Source organism: Streptomyces sp. NPDC032126 (assembly GCF_055580085.1).
Window position 1 is genome coordinate 72,903 of the sequence record NZ_JBVIMA010000012.1, and the last position, 20,872, is coordinate 93,774.

The following is a 20,872-nucleotide window of genomic DNA, read 5'->3' on the forward strand; positions in this document are numbered from 1 at the left end:
GGACCATTCAGCCCACGGGGACGACCTGGACGACCAGTGCCGTCGCCACCGCCATCAAGCCCTCTTCCCTTCCCGGGAAGCCCAGGCCGTCCGTCGTCGCGCCCGACACGCTCACCGGGGCTCCCGCCGCCTCCGAGAGGATCTCCTCCGCCTCGTCGCGGCGTTTGCCGATCTTCGGGCGGGGGCCGATCACCTGCACGGCCACGTTGCCGACCTCGAAGCCGGCCTCACGCACGATGCGGGCGGCCTCCCTCAGGAGGGTGACGCCGGAGGCGCCGGACCACTCCGGGCGCCCCGTGCCGAAGTGCCGGCCCAGGTCGCCGAGGCCGGCCGCCGAGAACAGCGCGTTGCACGCGGCGTGCGCGACGACGTCCGCGTCGGAGTGGCCGGCGAGGCCGGTGCCCTCGCCCTCCCACTTCAGGCCGGCGCACCACAGCTCGCGGCCCTCCTCGAAGGCGTGGATGTCCGTACCGATGCCGACCCGCGGCAGCGGCGGCCGCTCAGAAGCCATCGTTCAGCCTCCTGCGCGCGAGGACCGCCTCGGCCAGGACGAGGTCGAGCGGCCGGGTGACCTTGAACGCCTCCTCGTGACCGGGCACGACCACGACCCGCTCGCCGAGCTGTTCCACCATGCTCGCGTCGTCGGTGACGTCGTCCGTGACCGTCTCGTGGGCGCGGATCAGCGTGGCCCGGTCGAAGCCCTGCGGGGTCTGCACCGCGCGCAGCCGCGCCCGCTCCGGCGTGGACAGCACGGGCTCGGGCGCGCCGGGCGTCGCCGCCGGCTCGACCTCCTTGACCGTGTCGGCGAGCGGCAGCGCGGGGACCACGGCCGGCGCGCCCTCGCGGACGGCCTCGATGACCGCGTCCACGGTGTCGACGGGCACGAGCGGGCGGGCCGCGTCGTGGACCAGCACGATCTCGTACTCGGGCGGCAGCGCCTCCAGGCCGAGCCGCACCGACTCCTGGCGGCTCTCGCCACCGGGGACCACCAGGAAGTCCGTGCGCTCCGGCAGGGCGTGCGCGTCGAGCAGCGACTTCACCTCCGCCGTGCCGTCCGGCGGGGCCACGACCACCACGAGGGCGACCGCGCGGGAGGCGGCCAGCGCGCGCACCGCGTGGATGAGCATGGGGGTGCCGTTCAGCGCGCGCAGCGCCTTGGGGGCGCCGGGGCCGAGGCGGACACCGCGGCCGGCGGCGGGAATCACCGCCGCCGTGCGGGCGGCCGCCCGTGCGGGAAGCGAATCGTCAGACATCGGTACCTGTCAGGTTTGTGGCTTGAGCCTACGTGGGTATGGCCTGGAAGGAGTGCCGGGCGCGACTCCTTGAACGGACCCTTCCGTGACGCGCCGGTCGAGGCAGCTGCCCGGGCCCGGCACACCGCACCGCAGTCGTAACACCTGTACGGCGGGGGACTCGCGCACCAGCCTCTGCCGGGCAAGGCGCACCACGTGTACGAACATGCCGCAGCGCCCGGCGACAGTATTTTGTCATCGGGCACCGCGGCATTTCGATGTGCTGAGGTGTGCTGCGCCGGACCGGGGCCCTGGCGTCAGGACGCGAGGACCTCGTCGAGCAGGGCCTCGGCCTTGTCCTCGTTGGTGTTCTCCGCGAGGGCGAGCTCGCTCACCAGGATCTGGCGGGCCTTGGCGAGCATGCGCTTCTCACCGGCGGACAGTCCGCGCTCACGCTCGCGACGCCACAGGTCACGCACGACTTCCGCGACCTTGATGACATCGCCGGAGGCGAGCTTCTCCAGATTTGCCTTGTAGCGACGGGACCAGTTCGTGGGCTCCTCGGCGTACGGCGCGCGCAGCACCTCGAAGACCCGGTCCAGCCCATCCTGACCGACCACATCACGCACGCCGACGAACTCCGCATTGTCCGCTGGCACACGTACCGTCAGGTCACCCTGGGCGACCTTCAGCACCAAGTAGGTCTTGTCCACGCCTTTGATCTGGCGAGTTTCGATGGCCTCGATCAGCGCGGCCCCGTGATGGGGATAGACCACGGTGTCGCCAACCTTGAACGTCATGTGACAGGTACCCCTTCCGTGGCTATCCAGAGTAACACGGAAACGGCGGTTCCTGAATGGCGTTTTCGCAGGTCAGGGCATATCTCGGGGCTTGACAACAGCGACACGGACGTGCTGCGGCGAGGCCCCGGAGGCGGGTATTCGCAGGTCGGAGCCGCTGTCCGAGGTGGGAGAAACGCACACGTTACCCACCCCCGGAGGTCCGCGCAGCCGGTCGAACGTCCGCAAATGTCCGGTTCCAGATGTGCGACTTCCGCTACTCCGTTCGGCGAGCCGTGACGGTTGCGCGTCGTTTCCGCGAATTGATCAAGCCACCCGCGGAAGGGTCCGGGAAGCTCCGACCGGGTGATCAATTCCCGGGTTCACCACGCATTCCTTCACGGAAAATCCGCGCGTCCGCATCACGGCGCTTATGTGAATGGCGTGCTACGGGAGAGAACCGGGAGAACCCGCGGAACGGAACTACCAGGAAGAAGGCAATGTGACTCGTGAGTCACTTGTGCGCTCCGGTGCGCGCCTCCGCGCGTGTTCCGGCGGGTGCTGTGGTGCGAGCTGTGGTGTGTGCTTCGGGACGGCTGTCCACGGGTGCGCCGAGGGCGTCGCGTGCGGCCCGGTGGGCCTTAGAGGCGGGTCGGGTGCGGTGGCGCGGGAACGGCTCGGTAACCTAAGGCCGCTGACAGACACTTAGGGCGGCTTTATAAGGAAAGCCGCCCCTGCGTTCAAGGAGTTGCCGCCGCCGTGAGCAGCAGCCTTCGACGCGGCGCCCTCGCCGCCTCCGCCATCGCGTTCTCGATCGCCTCGCTCGCCGCCTGTGGCGCCGGCAACAACGCACAGACGCTGGAGATCAAGCCCGACAACGCGGCCATCAGCGTCGGCGCCATCAAGATCCAGAACGCCCTCGTCATCACACAGCCCGACACCGAGACCGAAGGCCCGGCCGTCATCTCGGCGACCCTCTTCAACAGCGGGGACGACGACCAGACCGTCGACGCGATCAAGCTTCCGAACGTCGGCCAGACCGCCGAGGTCAAGCCGGCCAAGGGCAACGGCAAGGTGATCGTGCCCGCCCACGGCTCCGTCGTGATCGGTGGCAAGGGCAACGCCAGCGCCACGCTGGCCAAGGGCAGCGAAGCCACCCGGAACGCCAGCGTCCGCAAGGTCACCTTCACCCTCAGCGAGACCGGTGACGTGACCCTGAGCGCCTACGTCGTCCCGGCCAAGAGCTACTTCTCGAAGTGGGGCCCGAGCGAGATCCCCAGCCCCAGCGCGAGCCCTTCCACGAGCCCCGCGGCGACCGGCTCCGCCAGCCCGAGCGGTTCGGCCAAGCCGAGCGGTTCCACCAAGCCGAGCGGCAGCCCGTCCCAGTCCCCGGCCGGCCACGGCACCGCGAGCCCGTCGGCGTCGGCGAGCTGAAGGCCGTAGCGGCACGCCCCGTAGCGGTATGACGACAAGGGCGGCACCCCTCGCCGGGGTGCCGCCCTTGTCGTACTCGACGTCGACCGTCGTACGGCTTACGGCTCGAACTTGTAGCCGAGGCCGCGGACCGTCACCAGGTAGCGCGGGGCGCCCGGGTCCGGCTCGATCTTGGCGCGCAGGCGCTTGACGTGGACGTCGAGGGTCTTGGTGTCGCCCACGTAGTCGGCGCCCCACACGCGGTCGATGAGCTGCATACGGGTGAGGACGCGGCCGGCGTTGCGCAGGAGCATCTCCAGGAGGTCGAACTCCTTCAGCGGGAGGTCGACCTTGGAGCCGGAGACCGTCACCACGTGGCGGTCCACGTCCATGCGGACCGGGCCGGCCTCCAGGGCGGCCGGGGTGACCTCCTCCGGCTCCCCGCGGCGGCGCAGGACGGCCCGGATACGGGCGACCAGCTCGCGCGAGGAGAAGGGCTTGGTGACGTAGTCGTCGGCTCCTATTTCGAGGCCCACGACCTTGTCGATCTCGCTGTCCTTCGCCGTCACCATGATCACGGGGACGTTGGAGCGGCCGCGCAGCTGACGGCACACCTCCGTACCGGGCAGCCCCGGCAGCATCAGGTCGAGGAGCACGAGATCGGCGCCGTTGCGCTCGAACTCGTCGAGGCCGTCGGGCCCGGTGGCCGCCACGGCGACCTCGAAGCCCTCCTTGCGGAGCATGTACGACAGGGCGTCGGAGAAGGACTCCTCGTCCTCGACGACGAGCACACGGGTCACGGAAGGACCTCCGGGGCGGAAAGCGTTTCGTACGCGGTTGAGTCGGGGGGTGTGACAGGGGACGGGTCGGCGGAGCCCGGCCCGGCAGAGGGGTGGACGACGTCGTCCTCGTCGTCGACCTCGGGATGCTGCTGGGCCCGGTCGCGGGCCGCGCCCGCCTCCGGAAGCCGCAGGGTGAACGTGGAGCCCTGACCCTCGGCGCTCCACACCGTGACCTCCCCGCCGTGCGAGGCGACCACGTGCTTGACGATCGCGAGACCCAGACCGGTGCCTCCGGTGGCCCGGGAGCGGGCGGGGTCGACGCGGTAGAAGCGCTCGAAGATGCGCTCCTTGTCCTTGTCCGAGATGCCGATGCCCTGGTCGGTCACGGCGATCTCGATCAGGTCCCCGCCGGGCATGGACACCCGGCGCGCGGCGATGCCGACGCGGGTGCGGGCCGGGGAGTAGTTGACGGCGTTCTCGACGAGATTGCCGAGGGCGGCGGCGAGCTGGCCGCGATTGCCCCAGACGTGCAGGTCGGCGGTGCCGCCGGTGGCCATGGTGATCTGCTTGGTGCCGGCCTGGTGGCGGCAGCGGTCGATGGCCTCGGCGACGAGTTCGTCGATCCGGACGGGCTCGGCGTCCTCCAGCGGGTCGTCGTTCTGCACCCGGGAGAGGTCGATGAGCTCCTGCACGAGGTTGGTGAGGCGGGTCGCCTCGATCTGCATACGGCCCGCGAAGCGCTGCACGGCCTCCGGGTCGTCGGAGGCGTCGAGGACGGCCTCGGAGAGCAGGGAGAGCGCGCCGACCGGGGTCTTCAGCTCATGGCTCACATTGGCGACGAAGTCGCGGCGGACCGCCTCGATACGGCGGGCCTCGGTGAGGTCCTCGACGAGGAGCAGCACCAGCCGGGAGCCGAGGGGGGCGACGCGCGCGGAGACCGCGAGGGCCTCGCCGCGGCCGGTGCCGCGCCGGGGCAGGTCCAGCTCGACCTGGCGTATCTCTCCGTCGCGCCGGGTGTCCCGGGCCATCTGGAGCATGGGCTCCACGGCGAGCTTGCCGCCGCGGACCAGCCCGAGGGCGTACGCGGCGGAGCTGGCCTTGACGACCGCGTCGGCCTCGTCGAGGACGACGGCCGAGGAGCGCAGCACGGACAGCACCGTGTCGACCCCGGGCGGGAGCACGGGGTCGGTGTGCAGGGAGGTACGGGTGGGGCGTTTCAGGTCGCGCTCGCTCCAGCGGAACGCCAGCATGGCGATGACACCGGTGAGTACCCCGGCGATCGCTGCCGCTGCGGCGACCGCCGCGTTCACGTCCATGCATCCAGGTTAGGCATGGGATACGTCGTGGCCACAGCCATGGAGGTGCGACCTCGAACACTCGTCGCCCAGAGTTCACCTTGGAGCCAGGGTCGGTTCATTTGGGGTGGCGGAATTCGACGCGTGCGGGGCCAATGGTGGCAGGGTCGGGGTTGGCAGGAGACTGGCAGGAGCCGGAAAACCCCAGGAACCACGTACGAGAGGGAAGCCTGATGCGGGACGCGTACCACGAGGAACTGGACTCGATCGGCGACGGTCTGGTGGAGATGGCCCGCCTGGTCGGATCGGCGATCGGACGCGCCACCACCGCCATCCTCGACTCCGATCTGAAGCTGGCCGAAAGCGTGATCGAGGCCGACCAGAAGGTCGACGAGCTCCAGCACGACCTGGAGGCGCGGGCCATAGCGCTGCTCGCGCGGCAGCAGCCGGTGGCGACGGACCTGCGCATCGTCGTGACGTCGCTGCGCATGTCGGCCGACCTGGAGCGGTCGGGCGACCTGGCCCAGCACGTGGCCAAGCTGGCGCGGCTGCGCTTCCCGGCGCGCGCGGTCCCGGCCGACCTGCACGCGACGATCCTGGAGATGGGGCAGCTGGCGCAGCGCCTGATGGCGAAGGCCGCCGAGGTCATCATCACCAAGGACGTCGATCTGGCGATGCAGCTGGAGCAGGACGACGACGCGATGGACCTGCTGCACCGCGCGCTCTTCCAGCACCTGATGGACGACCGCTGGAAGCACGGCATCGAGACCGCGGTGGACGTCACGCTGCTGGGCCGCTACTACGAGCGGTACGCCGACCACGCGGTGGCCGTGGCCAAGCGCGTGGTGTTCCTGGTGACGGGCGAACACGCGGACGACCTCCAGCAGGACCTGCCGGCGGTGCAGGCGGGGGTGGGGGAGGTGGAGGGGGCGTAGGGCTGCGCCGCTTGCGGGTGGGGCGGTGTCGCCGTGGGCGGGGGCCTGCGGGTGGCGGGTTGGGGGGCTTGCGCTTGGAGCCGGGGGGCTTGCGCGAGCCACTGTGCGCCGTTGATGCGCCCAGGGAAACGGGCATGCAATGGGCACAGGCACCAGCCTCTAGCCGGGAGGAACCATGGCCGAATCCCCCAGCACGAACCCCGACCCCACCCAGGAGCGCCCGACCGAGCAGCCCTCGGAGATCGGGAACCTGACCCTGATCGGCGCCTGCGGCTGCGGCTCGGGGTGCGGATGCGGGTGCCAGGCGGGAAATCCCTGCCAGTGCGGATGAGCGGAACCCTCCGAGGGGCCCGGTGACGCGATCACCGGGCCCCTTGATCGTCTGCGGGTCGCGAGGAGGAGGCGCAGCATGGAGGGAGTGCAACGGGCGGGGCAGAGGAAGGAAGGTGCGTGGCGATGGCCAAGTTCATGGACGTCCACCGCGGGATGCAGGGCATCACGGCGGACCAGCTGCGCGAGGCTCACAACGCCGACCTCGCGATAGAGAAGGACGAGAACGTCCACTTCGAACAGGCGTGGGCGGACCCGGAGTCGGGCCTCGTCTACTGCCTCTCGGAGGGCCCGTCGGCGGAAGCGGTCCAGCGCGTGCACGAACGCGCGGGCCACAAGGCGGACGAGATCCACGCGGTACCGCTGTCGGTCTGAGACCGGCGCACGTCTCGGTGACGCCCTGTCAGGCGTCGTCGCCGCGTTGGCCGTTCGTACGATGTCCTCCGTACGATGCGGCCAGCGCGTCCGCCACGATCGCCGCGTCCGCGTCCGCGACGTCCGCCGGGTACTCCGGGAGCAGATCGTCCCAGACCGGCATCCACGATCCGTACAGCTGGGCCTGCCCCTCGGGCCGGGCGAAGAACCAGATGTGCAGGTGGGCGCCGCCGTCCCCGATGCGGTAGACGTGGGCCCGTGAGATGTGCGGCAGGGCCTGTACGTGGCGGACGACGTGCGTGGACAGCACGCCCAGTTCGGCCGCCAGCTCGTCGGGCAGGTCGGCCATGTCGTAGTGGTCCCGCGGATACAGCATGAGCACCAGGGGCACGCCGACTCCCGGGATCCGGATGAGCCGCCAGCGGTCGTCGAGCCAGATCCCCACGTCCCGTGCGCGGCACGCCTCGCAGTCCGCCGGGTCCTCACCGTGCCGCGCGGGCTCGGGCAGAACCGGGGGACGCAGCGGCGAGACCCGCAACCCGTCCGACTCGAAGGGGCTGATGTCCCACCCCGTCATCCGCGCCAACGGAAGCCGCCCGTCACGATCGGCGGCCACCATCGCGTGCTCATAAAACTCATCGGGTCCCAAGGCCATACCCGAAACCCTAGTTCGCCCCCACCACGCATCGACGGGCACCCCAACTCCGGCCACGGGGTGCTCGTCGACTGCGGGCCCCGCGAGATGGATGTGATCCTGGCGGTGCGCAAGGTGACCGGGCACAGCTTGTGGCGCAGCCGGGACCTGGCGCGCCAAGCGCCCGTCACCCTCCAAAAGGGGCTGTCTGCATGCAGGGCCCAGTCCGCTGTCGCTTTGCTCCAGAGCGCCGGCGCCAGAGCGGAGTGGAGACAAGAGCAGGACCCAAAGCCCCGAGAGCACGCGGCTCCATCGCCCTGACGGGCCCAGAGACGGCCCAGAGGCAGCGGAAAGCCCCCTCCCAGCGGGGAAACCGCAGGCAGGGGGCTTACGCGTGGGCGATTACTTCTTCTTGCCCTGGTTCTTGACCGCCTCGATGGCCGCTGCCGCCGCCTCCGGGTCGAGGTACTTGCCGCCCGGGGTGAGCGGCTTGAAGTCGGCGTCGAGTTCGTAGGAGAGCGGGATGCCGGTCGGGATGTTCAGGCCCGCGATGTCGGCGTCCGAGATGCCGTCCAGGTGCTTGACCAGGGCGCGCAGGCTGTTGCCGTGGGCGGCGATCAGGACCGTGCGGCCGGCCAGGAGGTCGGGGACGATGCCGTCGTACCAGTAGGGGAGCATGCGGACGACGACGTCCTTCAGGCACTCCGTGCGGGGGCGCAGCTCCGGGGGGATGGAGGCGTAGCGCGGGTCGGCGGCCTGGGAGAACTCCGAGTCGTCCGACAGCGGCGGGGGCGGGGTGTCGTAGGAGCGGCGCCACAGCATGAACTGCTCCTCGCCGAACTCGGCGAGGGTCTGTGCCTTGTCCTTGCCCTGGAGGGCGCCGTAGTGGCGCTCGTTCAGGCGCCAGCTGCGGTGGACCGGGATCCAGTGGCGGTCGGCGGCCTCCAGGGCCAGCTGCGCGGTGCGGATCGCGCGCTTCTGGAGGGACGTGTGGACCACGTCGGGGAGGAGATCGGCGTCCTTCAGGAGCTCGCCACCGCGGACTGCCTCCTTCTCGCCCTTCTCGTTGAGGTTGACGTCCACCCAGCCGGTGAACAGGTTCTTCGCGTTCCACTCGCTCTCGCCGTGGCGGAGGAGGATCAGCTTGTACGGTGCGTCGGCCATGCGTCCGAGCGTAATCGAAGGTTTTGGGGTGGGGTGCCCCGTGCCCGGCCTGTGGACGGTTGACGGCTCCTGTTAATTGAGTGGCCTTCCCCGGCCCACCCCTCGTAAGTTGTGAACTCCGCGTTCGGCGCTTACATCGATTTCGGGGGGTCCCATGTCCGTCGCCGGTCTCAGACGAGCGGCCCGGGAGTCCGTCTCCGGGCTGCCCCGTGAGTTCTGGTGGCTGTGGACCAGCACCCTGGTCAACCGGCTCGGCGCCTTCGTCGCCACCTTCATGGCCCTCTATCTCACCATCGGGCGCGGCTACTCCGCCTCCTACGCCGGTCTCGTCGCCTCCCTGCACGGGCTGGGCGGTGTGGTCTCCTCGCTCGGGGGCGGTGTCATGGCAGACCGGCTCGGACGGCGGCCCACGCTGCTCATCGCGCAGCTCTCGACCGCCGCCTCCGTCGCCCTCCTCGGCTTCGTGCGCGATCCCGTCGCCATCGCCGCCGTCGCCTTCCTCGTCGGCATGGCCTCCAACGCCTCCCGGCCGGCCGTGCAGGCGATGATGGCCGACATCGTCCGGCCCGAGGACCGCGTCCGCGCCTTCTCCCTCAACTACTGGGCCATCAACCTCGGCTTCGCCGTCTCGTCCATGGCCGCCGGCTTCATCGCCCAGGTCAGCTATCTCGCCGGCTTCCTCATCGAGTCCGGCATGACCCTCGTCTGCGCGATCGTCGTCTTTCTGAAGGTGCCCGAGTCCAAGCCGGTGGAGAGCACGGCGTCGGCGGCCGCCGAGGACTCCGTCTCGCTCGGGACCGTGCTGCGCGACGGGCGGTTCATGAGCGTCGTCGGACTGACCTTCCTGGTCGCCCTGATCTTCCAGCAGGGCTCCGTCGGACTCCCCGTCGCCATGGGCGAGGCCGGTTTCTCCCCCGCCGACTACGGCCTGGCCATCGCCGTCAACGGCATCCTGATCGTCGCCCTGCAGATCCCCGTGACCCGGTTCATCGAACACCGGGACCCGCGCCGCCTCCTCGTCGTGTCCTCGCTCCTCACCGGGTACGGCTTCGGCCTCACCGCCGTCGCCGGATCCGTCGGCGTGTTCGCGCTCACCGTCTGCGTGTGGACACTCGCCGAGATCGTCAGCGCGCCGACCCAGGCCGGGCTCGTCGTGCGGCTCTCCCCGGCGCAGGGGCGCGGCCGCTACCAGGGCATGGCCACGATGTCGTGGTCGGTCGCCGCGCTGGTCGCCCCCCTGATGTCGGGGTACGTCATCGACCACTTCGGCGCCGGGTGGCTGTGGGCGATGTGCGCGGTGATCGGCACGGTGGCCGGCGTCGGGTACGGCGTCCTCATGCGCCGGCTGCCCGACGAGTCCACCGCGCCGGAGCCCACCGCCGGCAAGGAGCTCACGGGCGCGACCGCGACTCCCTGAGGTCCGACCCCCTGAGGATTCCCTGAGCTCAAGGGTGCATCCGTGCCCCCTTGAGCACCTTGTCCACCGCGCCCCGCGCGCCGTACACCGCGAGTCCCACGACATCCAGCTGGTCCGTGGGTACGGCCCGCAGCGCCGCCCGGTTGTCCCGGTCGTTGCCGGTGGCGAACAGGTCGCTCGTGAACACCGCTCTCGGCAGGGACCGCGCCAGTACGCGCGCGTGGGCCGCCTTCAGGGTCTCCTTGCCGCCCTCGAAGACGAGTACCGGCTGGCGGAACATGGGCAGATAGCCCACCCCGTCGGCGTCCTCGTAGGGCTCCCCGATCACCTCGGGGAGCTCCGCTCCGAGGCCGCTGACCAGGAACGCGGTCACGTTCAGCCGCTGCCACGGCTCCAGGTCGTCCCGCAGCAGCACGGCGATCTTCGTGTCGAATCGGATGGGTGCGTCGTCGCTCATGATCCGAGGATGCGGGCCGCCGTACGGCCCCGTCTTGTACGTTCTTTGCATGGCCCCCCGGCAACCCCGGCACCCCCGGCACCCCCGGCAGGAGGTTTCCGCGTGGCGCCCGCGCATACCGGGCGTCGTGGAGGTCTTCCACGCCCACTTCACCGAGTACGCCTACCCGATGCACGTCCACGAGGCGTGGACGCTGCTCATCGTGGACGACGGGGCCGTACGGTACGACCTCGACCGGCATGAGCACGGCACCCCGGACGACACCGTGACCCTGCTCCCGCCGCACGTCCCGCACAACGGCTCCCCCGCCACCCCGCACGGCTTCCGCAAGCGGGTCGTGTATCTGGACACCGATGTCCTCGGCGCGCACCTGGTCGGGGCCGCCGTCGACGGGCCCGATCTGCGGGATCCGCTGCTGCGGCGGCGCGTGGGGCAGCTGCACAGCGCGCTCGTGCCGCGCGGCGAGGAGTTGGAGGCGGAGAGCAGGCTGACCCTCGTCGCCGAGCGGCTGCGCGCCGCCCTGGGCGCCGCACCCGCGGCCGCGCCGCGACCCGACCCCGCCCTCGCCCGCCGGCTGCGCGAACTCCTCGACGAACACGTGGTCGACGGGCTCACCCTCGACCGGGCTGCGGTGCTCCTGCACGCCCACCCCGCCCATCTCGTACGGGCGTTCAGCACCGCGTACGGCATCGCCCCGCACCAGTATCTGACGTCCCGCCGGGTCGACCGGGCCCGTCGGCTGCTGCTGGACGGGCTCGCGCCGGGCGAGGTCGCGACGGCGACGGGCTTCTTCGACCAGGCCCATCTCACCCGTCATTTCCGGAAGTTGGTGGGCGTGACGCCCGGGCGGTACCGCGCTACCACACCGCTATCCGATGCCGCAAGACCGCGCATGCGCTGACCCCGCCGCGGAAAGGGATCCCGGTTGTTGACGCTTCATCTGGCTCCGGGGGACCCGTGGACTGGCATGAGTGGCACCACTCGTACGACACGCCCGACTCGTATCTCAGCAGGCGCCTGGCCCTCGTCCAGGAGCGGATCGCGCACGCGCTCGACACGGCTCCGCCGGGGCCGCTCCGAGCGGTGAGCGTCTGCGCGGGGCAGGGGCGTGACCTGCTGGGCGTCCTCGCCCGGCATCCCCGGCGGGCCGATGTGCGGGCCCGGCTGGTCGAGCTGGACGAGCGCAATGTGGCGGTGACCCGGCGGGCCGCCCGGGCGGCCGGGCTCGGCGGCGTGGAGGTGGTCGCCGGGGACGCCTCCTCGACCGACGCCTACGCGGGCATGGCGCCCGCCGACCTGGTGCTGCTGTGCGGGGTGCTCGGCAACATCACCGACGCCGACGTACGGACCACCTTCGACCACTGCACGCGGCTGTGCCGGCCGGGCGGCGTCCTGGTGTGGACGCGGACGCGGCACTACGACACGGGCGTGTGCGACTGGCTCAAGGAGCGCGACTTCGAGCCGTTGTGGGTGTCGGGCCCGGACGTGCCGTACGGCGTCGGCGCGCACCGCTATCTCGGGCCGGGCGGACCGTTGCAGCCGGGGCGGCGCATGTTCACCTTCGTCGGCTACGACGTGCTGGGCACCCCAGGTCCGGTGGTCACCCCTCGCTCGGGGGCCGCGTCAGGTGGCTGAACGCCTCCAGGTTGCGGGTGGACTCCCCGCGCGAGACCCGCCAGGCGTACTCGCGGCGGATCGCCGAGGCGAAGCCCAGCTCCAGCAGGGTGTTGAAGGCGCCGTCGGCGGCTTCGAGGACCTGGCCGAGGAGGCGGTCGATCTCGTCGGCGGTCACGGAGGCGAGCGGGAGGCGCGCGGTGACGTAGACGTCGCCGAGGTGGTCGACGGCGTAACTCACGCCGTACAGCTTGAGGTTGCGCTCCAGGAGCCAGCGGTGGACGCCGGCCTCGTTCTCGTCGGGGTGGCGGATGACGAAGGCGTTGACCGACAGGGAGTGGCGGCCGACGCGGAGGGAGACGGTCGTCGACAGCTTGCGGGTGCCGGGGAGCGTGACGACGTAGGCGCCGGGCTCGGGGCTCTCCCAGGTGAGTTCGGCGTCCTTGAGGGCGTCCTCGATGACCTTGTGCGCGTCAGCCATGGTGGGAGCGTACGCGACGGCGGTAGGCATGCATCGCGGCCGTGTAGACCTCCGCGGTGGCCGCGGCCGACGCGTCCCAGCCGAAGGACCGCGCGTGCCGGGCGGCGGCCCCGCCCATGCGCGGCACCAGCTGCGGGTCGTCGGCGAACCGCTCCAGCACGCGCGCGTACGACGCGGGATCGTGCCCCTGGACGAGGAAGCCGGTGTCGCCGTCGCGCACCGCCACGGGCAGTCCCCCGACGGCGGCGGCCAGCACGGGCGTCCCGGCGGCCTGCGCCTCTATGGCGACCAGGCCGAAGGACTCACTGTAGGAGGGCACCACGAGCACGGAGGCGGCGCGGAACCAGTCGGCGAGCTGATCCTGTCCGACGGGCGGACGGAACCGTACGACGTCGGCGATGCCGAGGCGGGCGGCCAGCTTCTGCAGCCCCTCCGGCTTGGCGAGGCCGCTGCCGCTGGGGCCTCCGACGATCGGCACGACCAGGCGCGAGCGCAGCTCGGGGCGCTCGTCCAGCAGGACGGCGACCGCGCGCAGCAGCACGTCCGGGGCCTTGAGGGGCTGGATGCGGCCCGCGAAGAGCGGTACGAGGGCGTCCTGCGGGAGGCCCAGGCGGGCCCGGGCGGCGGCGCGGCCGTCGGCGGGGCGGAAGCGGTCGAGGTTGACGCCGGGGTGGACGACGGCGACCTTCGCGGGGTCGGCGGAGTAGTGCCGGACGAGTTCGTCGGCCTCCTCGGCGGTGTTGGCGATGAGCCGGTCGGCGGCGGCGACGATCTGGGTCTCGCCGATGACCCGGGCGGGCGGCTCGGGGCTGTCGCCGGCGGCCAGGTTGGCGTTCTTGACCTTGGCCATGGTGTGCATGGCGTGCACGAGGGGGACGCCCCAGCGCTGGGCGGCGAGCCAGCCGACGTGGCCGGAGAGCCAGTAGTGCGAGTGGACCAGGTCGTAGTGGCCGGGGCGGTGGCCGGCCCACGCCTGCATCACGCCGTGCGTGAAGGCGCACAGCTGCGCCGGGAGGTCCTCCTTGGCGAGACCCTCGTAGGGGCCCGCGTCGACGTGCCGGACGAGCACGCCGGGGGCGAGCTGCACGGCGGGCGGGAGGGCGCCGGTGGTGGCCCGCGTGAAGATCTCGACCTCGATGTTGATCGCGGCGAGGCGCTGGGCGAGCTCCACGATGTAGACGTTCATGCCGCCGGCGTCGCCGGTGCCGGGCTGGTGCAGCGGTGAGGTGTGCACGGAGAGCATGGCGATGCGGCGGGGCCGGCGGTGCGGCAGCCTGAGCCGCGAGGACGTGGCCGGGGAGCGACGCCCGAGCCTGCTGACGTACTGGCTCACGTGGCGATCCTCCTTGCTGCGGGCAGGCCGGACAGGAGGGCGGGCTCCCTCCACGGGGTGGAACACCGGAGGGATGTGTTCCCATTCCGGCGGGACGCGAAGTCAAGTGGTTTTTTGCCGAAGGGTTACCGCTGATCGATCAACCGTTCGAGCGCGGGGCGCGTTCTGTACGCCGGTCCGAAGGCGCCCGTCGCGCCGCATACCCTCGTATCCATGCCCTCCCGTCCCGCCGCCCGACCCGTGGGCACCGTCACGCGCGGGACCACGAATCCCAACCGGCTGCGCCGCATGGACCGCTGGATCGCCGCCGTCCACGGCGCCGAGCTGCGGCGTGCCCCCGACCCGGTCGCCGTCGACCTCGGCTACGGCGCCGCCCCCTGGACGGCCGTGGAACTGCTCGCCCGGCTGCGCTCGGCGGCGCCGCACACGCGCGTGGTGGGCGTCGAGATCGATCCCGCGCGCGTGGCGGCCGCGCGGCCGTACGAGCGCGAGGGGCTCGTCTTCCGGCACGGCGGCTTCGAGATCCCGGTCGCGGGGCGGCCGCACCTCGTGCGCGCGGCGAACGTCCTGCGGCAGTACGACGAGGACCAGGTCGCCGCGGTCTGGGAGCGGCTGTGCGCGCGACTCGCGCCGGCCGACCCGGCGTCGGGCTCACGGGGCGGGCTGCTCGTCGAGGGGACGTGCGACGAGATCGGGCGGCGGCACGTGTGGGTGGCGCTCGGGCCGGAGGGTCCGCGCACGGTGACCTTCGCGACCCGGCTGGGATCGCTGGAGAGGCCCTCGGACCTCGCGGAGCGGCTGCCGAAGGCGCTGATCCACCGGAACGTCTCCGGGGAGCCCGTGCACGCCTTTCTGCGCGACTTCGACCGCGCCTGGGCGGCCGCGGCGCCCTACGCCTCGTACGGGGCGCGGCAGCGGTGGATGCGGGCGGTGCGCGATCTCACGGCCGACTGGCCGGTGACGGACGGGCCGGTGCGGTGGCGGCAGGGTGAAGTGTCGGTGCGCTGGGGGGCCTTGGCACCGGCGCGATGACGGCTTCATCCCTCGTTCGCGGGCATTCGGGGCCGATACGGAACGATCTCCGTGGGGTGTTCGTCACACAGGCGGGAGGATCGTCATGGGTGGCCCCGGTGACGGGAAGTACTGTCCGCGGTGCCGACCGTGGCGCCGCCTCTGTCGTTTTCCGGCGCGACATGGCACGATCCCCCAGGAATCCGTATGTTACTGACGGGAAATCAGTTTGGGGGAGCGGTATGGGTACGGGCAAGCGCGGCCTGATCGCGATGGCCGTCACCGTGGTCTGCGCGGTCACCGTCCTGGCGGCGCCGGGCACGGCGTTCGCCAGAAGCCCTGAGCCGGCCCCCACCTCCTCCGCCCCCACCACCGCGTCCACGACCCGCGTCCCGCCCGCCAGCAAGGACCTGGAAGCCGTCCGCGAGAAGCTCGACGGGCTCTACCACGACGCCGCCGTCGCCACCGACGCCTACAACGCGGCCGAGGAGGCGGCGAAGAAGCAGTCCGCCGCCATCGTCGACCTGGCCCGCAGGATCGTCGACGGCCGCGCGAAGCTGGCGGCGCTGAAGGACCGCGCCGGCGCCGCCGCCCGCGCCCAGTACCGCACCGGTGGACTGCCCGACGAGGCGCACCTGCTGCTCAGCGACGACCCGGAGGCGTTCCTCGACGGCACCGGACGGGTGCTCCAGGGTGAGAAGGCGACCAAGGACCTGCTGGAGGAAATGACCCGCACCCAGCAGGACTTGGAGCAGTACGCCCGGGACGCCTCCGCGCAGTGGCAGAAGCTGGAGGCGAACCGCAAGGCCAAGGCGGCCGCCCAGAAGCGGATCGAGCAGCAGATCGCGGCGGCGAAGCAGCTGGAGGCCCAGCTGCAGAAGGAGGAGATCGAGCGCCTCGCCAAGCTGGAGGAGGAGGCCGCGCGGCAGGCCCAGACCGCCTGGCTGGACTCCGGCATCCTGTCGTGGGTGCACGGATCGGCCTCCGCGCAGGGCGAGAAGGCGGTCCGGTTCGCCACCGCGCAGATGGGCAAGCCGTACGAGTGGGGCGCCGAGGGCCCGAAGACGTACGACTGCTCGGGGCTGACCTCACAGGCGTGGGCGAACGCGGGGGTGGGCATTCCGCGCACCTCGCAGGAGCAGTGGAAGCAGCTCCGGCACGTCGACATCAGGGACATGCGCCCCGGCGACCTCATCATCTACTTCGACGACGCCAGCCATGTCGCGCTGTACATCGGCGGCGGCGCGATCATCCACGCCCCGCGGCCGGGGCGGACGGTGACGATGGCCGGAGCGGGCACGATGCCGATACTCGGGGTCGTGCGGCCGGACGCGTGAGCCATGTGCGGCCGGACGCGTGAGCCGGGTTCACGTGCGCCGCATGTCGGACTTGACGGATTAGTGACCCGGGCCACGTGACCTGGCCCACCTCAACCGCCGTTCAAACGGGGCACGGACGTGACGTTCGTCATCCCCGCCCATGCGGCGGGCCGCCCAACTGCGGCGGATAAAGCGGCATATGACGCTGACCTGAGTTCAAGCGACGTGCCGTACACCATTCCGCTGCGGCGGCCTCTCCCGCTATGGTCCCCGTCGGTGGATCGAGGTCCCTCGGTCCCGCCGTGCCCTCGGGGGGAGGGAAGGAACCCATAACGATGCCCGTACCCGTACCGCGGCAGAGAGCGATCCCCGTCGTGGAGAGTGGTCAGGCGGTCGAGAAGAACATCACTCCCCACGACGACACCCACCACACCGCTCCCGCCGGGAACGCTCCGCACGGCCATGGCGCCGCGGACGCCGCCCACCACAACCTGACCCTGCTGCTGATCCAGGACGACCCGGCCGCGTCGCCGCTCGTCCCGGACCTGATGGACTCGTCCGGCAAGCCGATCCGCGTGCGCACCGCCCGCAACCTCACCGAGGCCGAGCGGCTGCTCACCGACGACGTCCACTGCATCCTGCTCGACCTCGCGCTGCCGGTCTCCGGCCGGGCGCAGGAGGGCGACGGCGAGCTCGCCGTGCTGGAGCGCGTGCTGCGGCTCGCGCCCCGGCAGGCCGTGCTCGCGCTGACCGCGTCCGCCGACGCCGAGCGCGGCGCCGAGGCCGTGCGCGTCGGCGCGCAGGACTATCTCTTCCGCGACGAGCTGGACGGCCGGCTGCTGAGCCGGGCGATCCGCTACGCCGTGGAGCGCAAGCGGTCCGACACCGCCGAGCGCCGGCTCGCCGAGGGCAAGCTGCGCGCCCAGGAGAACGCCCGCCTGGAGCGGGGGCTGCTGCCCACACCGCTCCTGGAGGGCTCCCCGCTGCGCTTCGCCGCGCGCTACCGGCCCGGCCGCTCGCGCGCGCTGCTCGGCGGCGACTTCTACGACACCGTGCGCACGCCCGACGGGACCGTGCACGCGATGATCGGTGACGTGTGCGGGCACGGGCCCGACGAGGCGGCGCTCGGCGTCGAGCTGCGGATCGCCTGGCGGGCGCTGACCCTGGCGGGGCTGTGCGGGGACGAGCTGCTGAACACGCTCCAGCAGGTGCTCGAACACGAGCGGGACGACGAGGAGATCTTCGCGACCCTGTGCACGGTCGACATCTCGGCAGACGGGCGGCGGGCGGGGCTGTATCTCGCCGGGCATCCCGCGCCGCTGGTGGCGGGGCCGGGGCAGGTCGCGCGGCTGCTGCCCTATGACAACAACGGGCCCGCGCTCGGGCTGCTGCCGGGGGCCCAGTGGCCTCGGATGCAGGTGGAGCTGGGGGCCGAGTGGAGTCTGCTGCTGTACACCGACGGGCTGATCGAGGGGCGCGACGGGTCCGGGGGGCGGGAGCGGCTGGGGCAGGACGGGATGGTGGCGATGATCCGGCGGCAGCTGGCCGAGGGCTTGCGGGGGGAGGAGTTGCTGCAGGCGGCTGTGCATGAGGTGCGGGAGCTCAATGGGGGTGAGCTCACCGATGATGTGGCGTTGCTCTTGCTGGAGCGGGAGCGTGCGGATTAGCGGGTAGAGGGTTGGGGTGGGGTGCCGGGTGCGGCGGGGTGGGGGCTGGTCACGCAGTTCCCCGCGCCCCTTTCGGGGGCTTCGCCCCCGGGCCCCTGAAAGACCTCTACCTGCCGCCGTTCCACGGGCCGTACGGGCCGTCGCTGCTTGAGCCGCGGCCTCGGCCTCGGCCCCTGCCGCCGGAGACCTGCTGGAGTGCGGGGCGTACGTCGACGAAGAAGACGATCGACGCCACCAGGCCCGCCAGCTGGAGGAACAGCATCGGGACCAGGAGGTTCACGGCCACCGCGATGCCCAGGATGATCAGCCAGAAGCCCTTGTTCTGCTTGTCCGCGGCGCGATAGGCGTCCTCGCGGAACAGGGCGGCCACCACGAAGGCCACCACGGCGAGGGCCAGCATGGCCAGGTACAGCAGCCACATGAACCCTGCGAAGCCCTGCATCAGCACGTCGTCCACCACCCGACTCGGCTTGTCCTTACGCGGTCACCGTACCCGCATCCGCGGTACCGCTACCCGTAGAACGGGCCGGACACCCCAGGAGTGCCCGGCCCGTCACATCCCGTCGCGGGTCACTTCGCGGGCGGGGTGGTCTTCTTCGCGGTGGTCTTGCGCGCGGGGGCCTTGCGGGCCGGCTTCTTCGCGGCGGCGGCCTCGGCCTCGGCGGACTTCGGCTCCTCCTGGGTCGTCGACTCGGTCTTCGACTCGGTCGTCGGCCCGGTCTTCTGCTCGGCCGGGGCGGAGGCCGGCTCCGGCTCGACCGCGATGGCCAGCTCCTCGATCTCCTCGGCGGCCTCGCCACGCCACTGCCGTACGGCCTGCTCGCCGTGCTCGGCGACCTTCTCGTAGGTCTCGCGGGCCTTCACGGCGTACTCCGCGGCGACGCCCACGCCGCGCAGGGCGAGGTCCTGGGCGGACTCGCCGAGCTTCTTGATGTCGGCGTCCAGCGTGGAGCCGAGCTTCTTCAGGTCGCCGTCGAGGGTGGCGAAGAAGTCGGTGACCTTGGTCTGGAGGTTCTCCTGGGCCTCGCGGGCCTTGGCACCGGCCTCCTTGGCGCGGGCGGTCGCCTTCTCCTGCACGTCCTTGGGGTCGGTGTTGCGGATGGCCTCGAAGCGGGCCGGGGCCTCGGCGCGCAGCTGCTCCACCAGGCCCGGCACCTTCTTCGCCTCCTGGAAGGCCAGGTCGGCGGCACCGGCGGCGAAGTAGAGCGGAGTCGGGTCGCTGAGGGTCTTGCGCAGGTCGTCGGTGATGGCCATGGTGAGGGTCCTCCCGGTTTCGCGTTGGTCGATGTCGGCTGAGGGTTGTGTGGATCCGCAGTGGGGCGGCCGGTCCCCTGGTCCGGTCAACTGGCCGTCCGCTGCGGATCGGCTTCGCTGCCGCCGTCGCCCGGGTCGGCGCCGTCGGGCCCGAATCCGTTCTCCTTGCGGAAGGACTCGTAGATCTGGAGCAGCGCCTGCTTCTGCTGCTCGGTGAGCGTGGGGTCGGCGAGGATGACGGCGCGCGTCTCGACCTCGTCGCGGTCGCGCTCGGCGTCCAGGATCCCCGCGCGCACGTACAGCGTCTCGGCGGAGATCCGCAGGGCCTTGGCGACCTGCTGGAGGACCTCCGCGCTCGGCTTGCGCAGCCCGCGCTCGATCTGGCTCAGATACGGATTGGACACCCCGGCGGCCTCCGCGAGCTGCCTGAGCGACAGCTGGGCGTTGCGCCGCTGCTCGCGCAGGTACTCACCGAGATTGCCGACGTTGAGCGATGCCATGACTCCACAGTGCACCCTTGCGCTAACTATTGCAAGCACCTGCTTGCAAGAGTGCGCCACGCCACGTGTCGCCGTCACACGGGCCCCACGAGCCAGAGCCGTTCTGCTGTCGGCAGACCGGCTGGATGTGCTGCGACGAGCTGCCCAGGATGGCCGCATGGGGAACAACATGACGGTGCGTCGGCTCGATCTCGGGTACTTCATCCGGCCCGCGTCGGAGACGGGCGGACCACAACCACGCGTCGAACCCGTCCTCGCCTACCTCGTGCGGCACGACAACGGGCTGATCCTCTTCGACACCGGCATCGGTGACGCCGGCCCCGAAACCGAGGCGCACTACCGCCCCCGGCGCCGCGCCCTGCGGGACGCCCTGTCGGCGTCCGGAGTCGCCCTCGACGACATCTCCCTGGTCGTGAACTGCCATCTGCACTTCGACCACTGCGGCGGGAATCCCCTCCTGGGCGGCAAGCCCATCCTGGTTCAGGACGTCGAGCTGGCCACGGCCCGCCGGGGCGATTACACCGTCGATGAACTGATCGACTTCCCCGGCGCGACCTACGAGGAGGTCGCCGGCGAAACCGAGGTCTGGCCAGGAGTCTGGATCATTCCGACGCCCGGACACACCCCGGGACATCAGTCGCTCGTCCTCCGCCAGGACGACGGCACCGTGGTCCTCGCCGGGCAGGCACACGACTTCGCCGCCCACTTCGCGTCCGAGCAGCTGGCCCGTCACGCGGCACTTCAGGGCGTGGAGCAGCCGCTTCCCCCCTATCAGCCCTGGCTGGACCGAATCGCCGACTTCGACCCGCGACGTGTGCTCTTCGCTCACGACTGTTCGGTCTGGGAACCCGCTCGGACCGAAGGCCGCTGATCGGCCCCT

General features: G+C 71.4%; 24 protein-coding genes. 11 read left to right on the top strand and 13 right to left on the bottom strand.

The window, feature by feature from the left end; all coding sequences use genetic code 11:
* Positions 1 to 7: 7 nt before the first annotated feature.
* The 3 genes from ispF to ACZ5NW_RS34250 form a co-directional block, all read right to left on the bottom strand.
* Positions 8 to 511, bottom strand: a complete 504-nt coding sequence (gene ispF / locus ACZ5NW_RS34240) for a 2-C-methyl-D-erythritol 2,4-cyclodiphosphate synthase (protein WP_468747907.1) — start codon at positions 509 to 511, stop codon at positions 8 to 10.
* A complete protein-coding gene (gene ispD, locus ACZ5NW_RS34245; protein WP_468747908.1) occupies positions 501 to 1,253 on the bottom strand; it encodes a 2-C-methyl-D-erythritol 4-phosphate cytidylyltransferase in 753 nt (250 codons plus the stop codon). The genes ispF and ispD overlap by 11 nt, the downstream gene beginning before the upstream one ends.
* A gap of 296 nt (positions 1,254 to 1,549) precedes the next feature.
* Positions 1,550 to 2,032 (bottom strand): CarD family transcriptional regulator, encoded by a 483-nt coding sequence (locus ACZ5NW_RS34250; RefSeq protein ID WP_003953493.1) that lies wholly within the window; start codon positions 2,030 to 2,032, stop codon positions 1,550 to 1,552.
* 738 nt (positions 2,033 to 2,770) lie between these two features.
* Between ACZ5NW_RS34250 and ACZ5NW_RS34255 the strand changes: the two genes are divergently transcribed.
* Positions 2,771 to 3,445 (top strand): DUF461 domain-containing protein, encoded by a 675-nt coding sequence (locus tag ACZ5NW_RS34255; protein WP_468747909.1) that lies wholly within the window; start codon positions 2,771 to 2,773, stop codon positions 3,443 to 3,445.
* Between the two features lie 98 nt (positions 3,446 to 3,543).
* On the opposite strand, the gene phoP is transcribed toward ACZ5NW_RS34255, so the two are convergent.
* Positions 3,544 to 4,215: a two-component system response regulator PhoP gene (gene phoP / locus ACZ5NW_RS34260; RefSeq protein WP_018568744.1), complete on the bottom strand. Its 672-nt coding sequence runs from the start codon at positions 4,213 to 4,215 to the stop codon at positions 3,544 to 3,546.
* A 5-nt stretch (positions 4,216 to 4,220) separates the two neighbouring features.
* Positions 4,221 to 5,522: a two-component system sensor histidine kinase PhoR gene (phoR, locus tag ACZ5NW_RS34265; RefSeq protein WP_468747910.1), complete on the bottom strand. Its 1,302-nt coding sequence runs from the start codon at positions 5,520 to 5,522 to the stop codon at positions 4,221 to 4,223.
* Between the two features lie 212 nt (positions 5,523 to 5,734).
* On the opposite strand from phoR, the gene phoU reads away from it, so the two are divergent.
* Complete coding sequence (phoU, locus tag ACZ5NW_RS34270; protein ID WP_468747911.1) at positions 5,735 to 6,436, top strand: phosphate signaling complex protein PhoU; 702 nt, start codon at positions 5,735 to 5,737, stop codon at positions 6,434 to 6,436.
* A gap of 456 nt (positions 6,437 to 6,892) precedes the next feature.
* The gene (locus ACZ5NW_RS34275) at positions 6,893 to 7,141 is read left to right on the top strand and encodes an SCO4226 family nickel-binding protein (RefSeq protein WP_468748008.1); all 249 of its coding nucleotides are present in this window, start codon (positions 6,893 to 6,895) and stop codon (positions 7,139 to 7,141) included.
* Between the two features lie 28 nt (positions 7,142 to 7,169).
* On the opposite strand, the gene ACZ5NW_RS34280 is transcribed toward ACZ5NW_RS34275, so the two are convergent.
* Positions 7,170 to 7,718, bottom strand: a complete 549-nt coding sequence (locus tag ACZ5NW_RS34280; RefSeq protein WP_468747912.1) for a hypothetical protein — start codon at positions 7,716 to 7,718, stop codon at positions 7,170 to 7,172.
* Between the two features lie 138 nt (positions 7,719 to 7,856).
* On the opposite strand from ACZ5NW_RS34280, the gene ACZ5NW_RS34285 reads away from it, so the two are divergent.
* Positions 7,857 to 8,096 carry a ribosomal protein L7/L12 gene (locus tag ACZ5NW_RS34285; RefSeq protein ID WP_468747913.1) on the top strand — a complete coding sequence of 80 codons (240 nt, stop codon included), beginning with the start codon at positions 7,857 to 7,859 and terminating at the stop codon, positions 8,094 to 8,096.
* Between the two features lie 81 nt (positions 8,097 to 8,177).
* Here ACZ5NW_RS34285 and ACZ5NW_RS34290 read toward each other — a convergent pair whose 3' ends face one another.
* Positions 8,178 to 8,939: a phosphoglyceromutase gene (locus ACZ5NW_RS34290; RefSeq protein WP_468747914.1), complete on the bottom strand. Its 762-nt coding sequence runs from the start codon at positions 8,937 to 8,939 to the stop codon at positions 8,178 to 8,180.
* A 154-nt stretch (positions 8,940 to 9,093) separates the two neighbouring features.
* Between ACZ5NW_RS34290 and ACZ5NW_RS34295 the strand changes: the two genes are divergently transcribed.
* A complete protein-coding gene (locus ACZ5NW_RS34295; RefSeq protein WP_468747915.1) occupies positions 9,094 to 10,356 on the top strand; it encodes an MDR family MFS transporter in 1,263 nt (420 codons plus the stop codon).
* A gap of 28 nt (positions 10,357 to 10,384) precedes the next feature.
* Here the strand turns inward: ACZ5NW_RS34295 and ACZ5NW_RS34300 are convergent, their stop codons facing one another.
* Complete coding sequence (locus ACZ5NW_RS34300) at positions 10,385 to 10,813, bottom strand: DUF2000 family protein (protein WP_468747916.1); 429 nt, start codon at positions 10,811 to 10,813, stop codon at positions 10,385 to 10,387.
* Between the two features lie 49 nt (positions 10,814 to 10,862).
* On the opposite strand from ACZ5NW_RS34300, the gene ACZ5NW_RS34305 reads away from it, so the two are divergent.
* Both ACZ5NW_RS34305 and ACZ5NW_RS34310 read left to right on the top strand, forming a co-directional pair.
* Positions 10,863 to 11,714 (top strand): helix-turn-helix transcriptional regulator, encoded by an 852-nt coding sequence (locus ACZ5NW_RS34305; RefSeq protein WP_468747917.1) that lies wholly within the window; start codon positions 10,863 to 10,865, stop codon positions 11,712 to 11,714.
* 56 nt (positions 11,715 to 11,770) lie between these two features.
* The gene (locus ACZ5NW_RS34310; RefSeq protein ID WP_468747918.1) at positions 11,771 to 12,448 is read left to right on the top strand and encodes a methyltransferase domain-containing protein; all 678 of its coding nucleotides are present in this window, start codon (positions 11,771 to 11,773) and stop codon (positions 12,446 to 12,448) included.
* Here ACZ5NW_RS34310 and ACZ5NW_RS34315 read toward each other — a convergent pair.
* Together ACZ5NW_RS34315 and mshA are read right to left on the bottom strand one after the other, a co-directional pair.
* Complete coding sequence (locus tag ACZ5NW_RS34315; RefSeq protein ID WP_468747919.1) at positions 12,414 to 12,908, bottom strand: type III secretion system chaperone family protein; 495 nt, start codon at positions 12,906 to 12,908, stop codon at positions 12,414 to 12,416. The genes ACZ5NW_RS34310 and ACZ5NW_RS34315 overlap by 35 nt on opposite strands.
* Positions 12,901 to 14,241, bottom strand: coding sequence for a D-inositol-3-phosphate glycosyltransferase (gene mshA / locus ACZ5NW_RS34320; protein WP_468747920.1), 1,341 nt, complete (start codon positions 14,239 to 14,241; stop codon positions 12,901 to 12,903). Before mshA ends, ACZ5NW_RS34315 begins: the two co-directional genes overlap by 8 nt.
* A gap of 213 nt (positions 14,242 to 14,454) precedes the next feature.
* Between mshA and ACZ5NW_RS34325 the strand changes: the two genes are divergently transcribed.
* The 3 genes from ACZ5NW_RS34325 (at position 14,455) to ACZ5NW_RS34335 (ending at position 18,238) form a co-directional block, all read left to right on the top strand.
* A complete protein-coding gene (locus tag ACZ5NW_RS34325) occupies positions 14,455 to 15,273 on the top strand; it encodes a class I SAM-dependent methyltransferase (protein WP_468747921.1) in 819 nt (272 codons plus the stop codon).
* 221 nt (positions 15,274 to 15,494) lie between these two features.
* Positions 15,495 to 16,589: a C40 family peptidase gene (locus ACZ5NW_RS34330; RefSeq protein WP_468747922.1), complete on the top strand. Its 1,095-nt coding sequence runs from the start codon at positions 15,495 to 15,497 to the stop codon at positions 16,587 to 16,589.
* 317 nt (positions 16,590 to 16,906) lie between these two features.
* Entirely contained in the window at positions 16,907 to 18,238 is a 1,332-nt protein-coding gene (locus ACZ5NW_RS34335; RefSeq protein ID WP_468747923.1) for a PP2C family protein-serine/threonine phosphatase, read from the top strand.
* Positions 18,239 to 18,344: 106 nt separating this feature from the next.
* Here the strand turns inward: ACZ5NW_RS34335 and ACZ5NW_RS34340 are convergent, their stop codons facing one another.
* The 3 genes from ACZ5NW_RS34340 to ACZ5NW_RS34350 all read right to left on the bottom strand — a co-directional run bounded on the left by ACZ5NW_RS34340 (position 18,345) and on the right by ACZ5NW_RS34350 (position 19,992).
* On the bottom strand, positions 18,345 to 18,680 hold the full coding sequence (locus ACZ5NW_RS34340; RefSeq protein WP_468748009.1) for a DUF2516 family protein: 336 nt from the start codon (positions 18,678 to 18,680) through the stop codon (positions 18,345 to 18,347).
* A 128-nt stretch (positions 18,681 to 18,808) separates the two neighbouring features.
* On the bottom strand, positions 18,809 to 19,492 hold the full coding sequence (locus ACZ5NW_RS34345; protein WP_468747924.1) for a hypothetical protein: 684 nt from the start codon (positions 19,490 to 19,492) through the stop codon (positions 18,809 to 18,811).
* 86 nt (positions 19,493 to 19,578) lie between these two features.
* On the bottom strand, positions 19,579 to 19,992 hold the full coding sequence (locus ACZ5NW_RS34350) for a helix-turn-helix domain-containing protein (RefSeq protein WP_468747925.1): 414 nt from the start codon (positions 19,990 to 19,992) through the stop codon (positions 19,579 to 19,581).
* Between the two features lie 157 nt (positions 19,993 to 20,149).
* On the opposite strand from ACZ5NW_RS34350, the gene ACZ5NW_RS34355 reads away from it, so the two are divergent.
* Entirely contained in the window at positions 20,150 to 20,863 is a 714-nt protein-coding gene (locus ACZ5NW_RS34355; protein WP_468747926.1) for an N-acyl homoserine lactonase family protein, read from the top strand.
* The last annotated feature ends 9 nt before the right edge of the window (positions 20,864 to 20,872 follow it).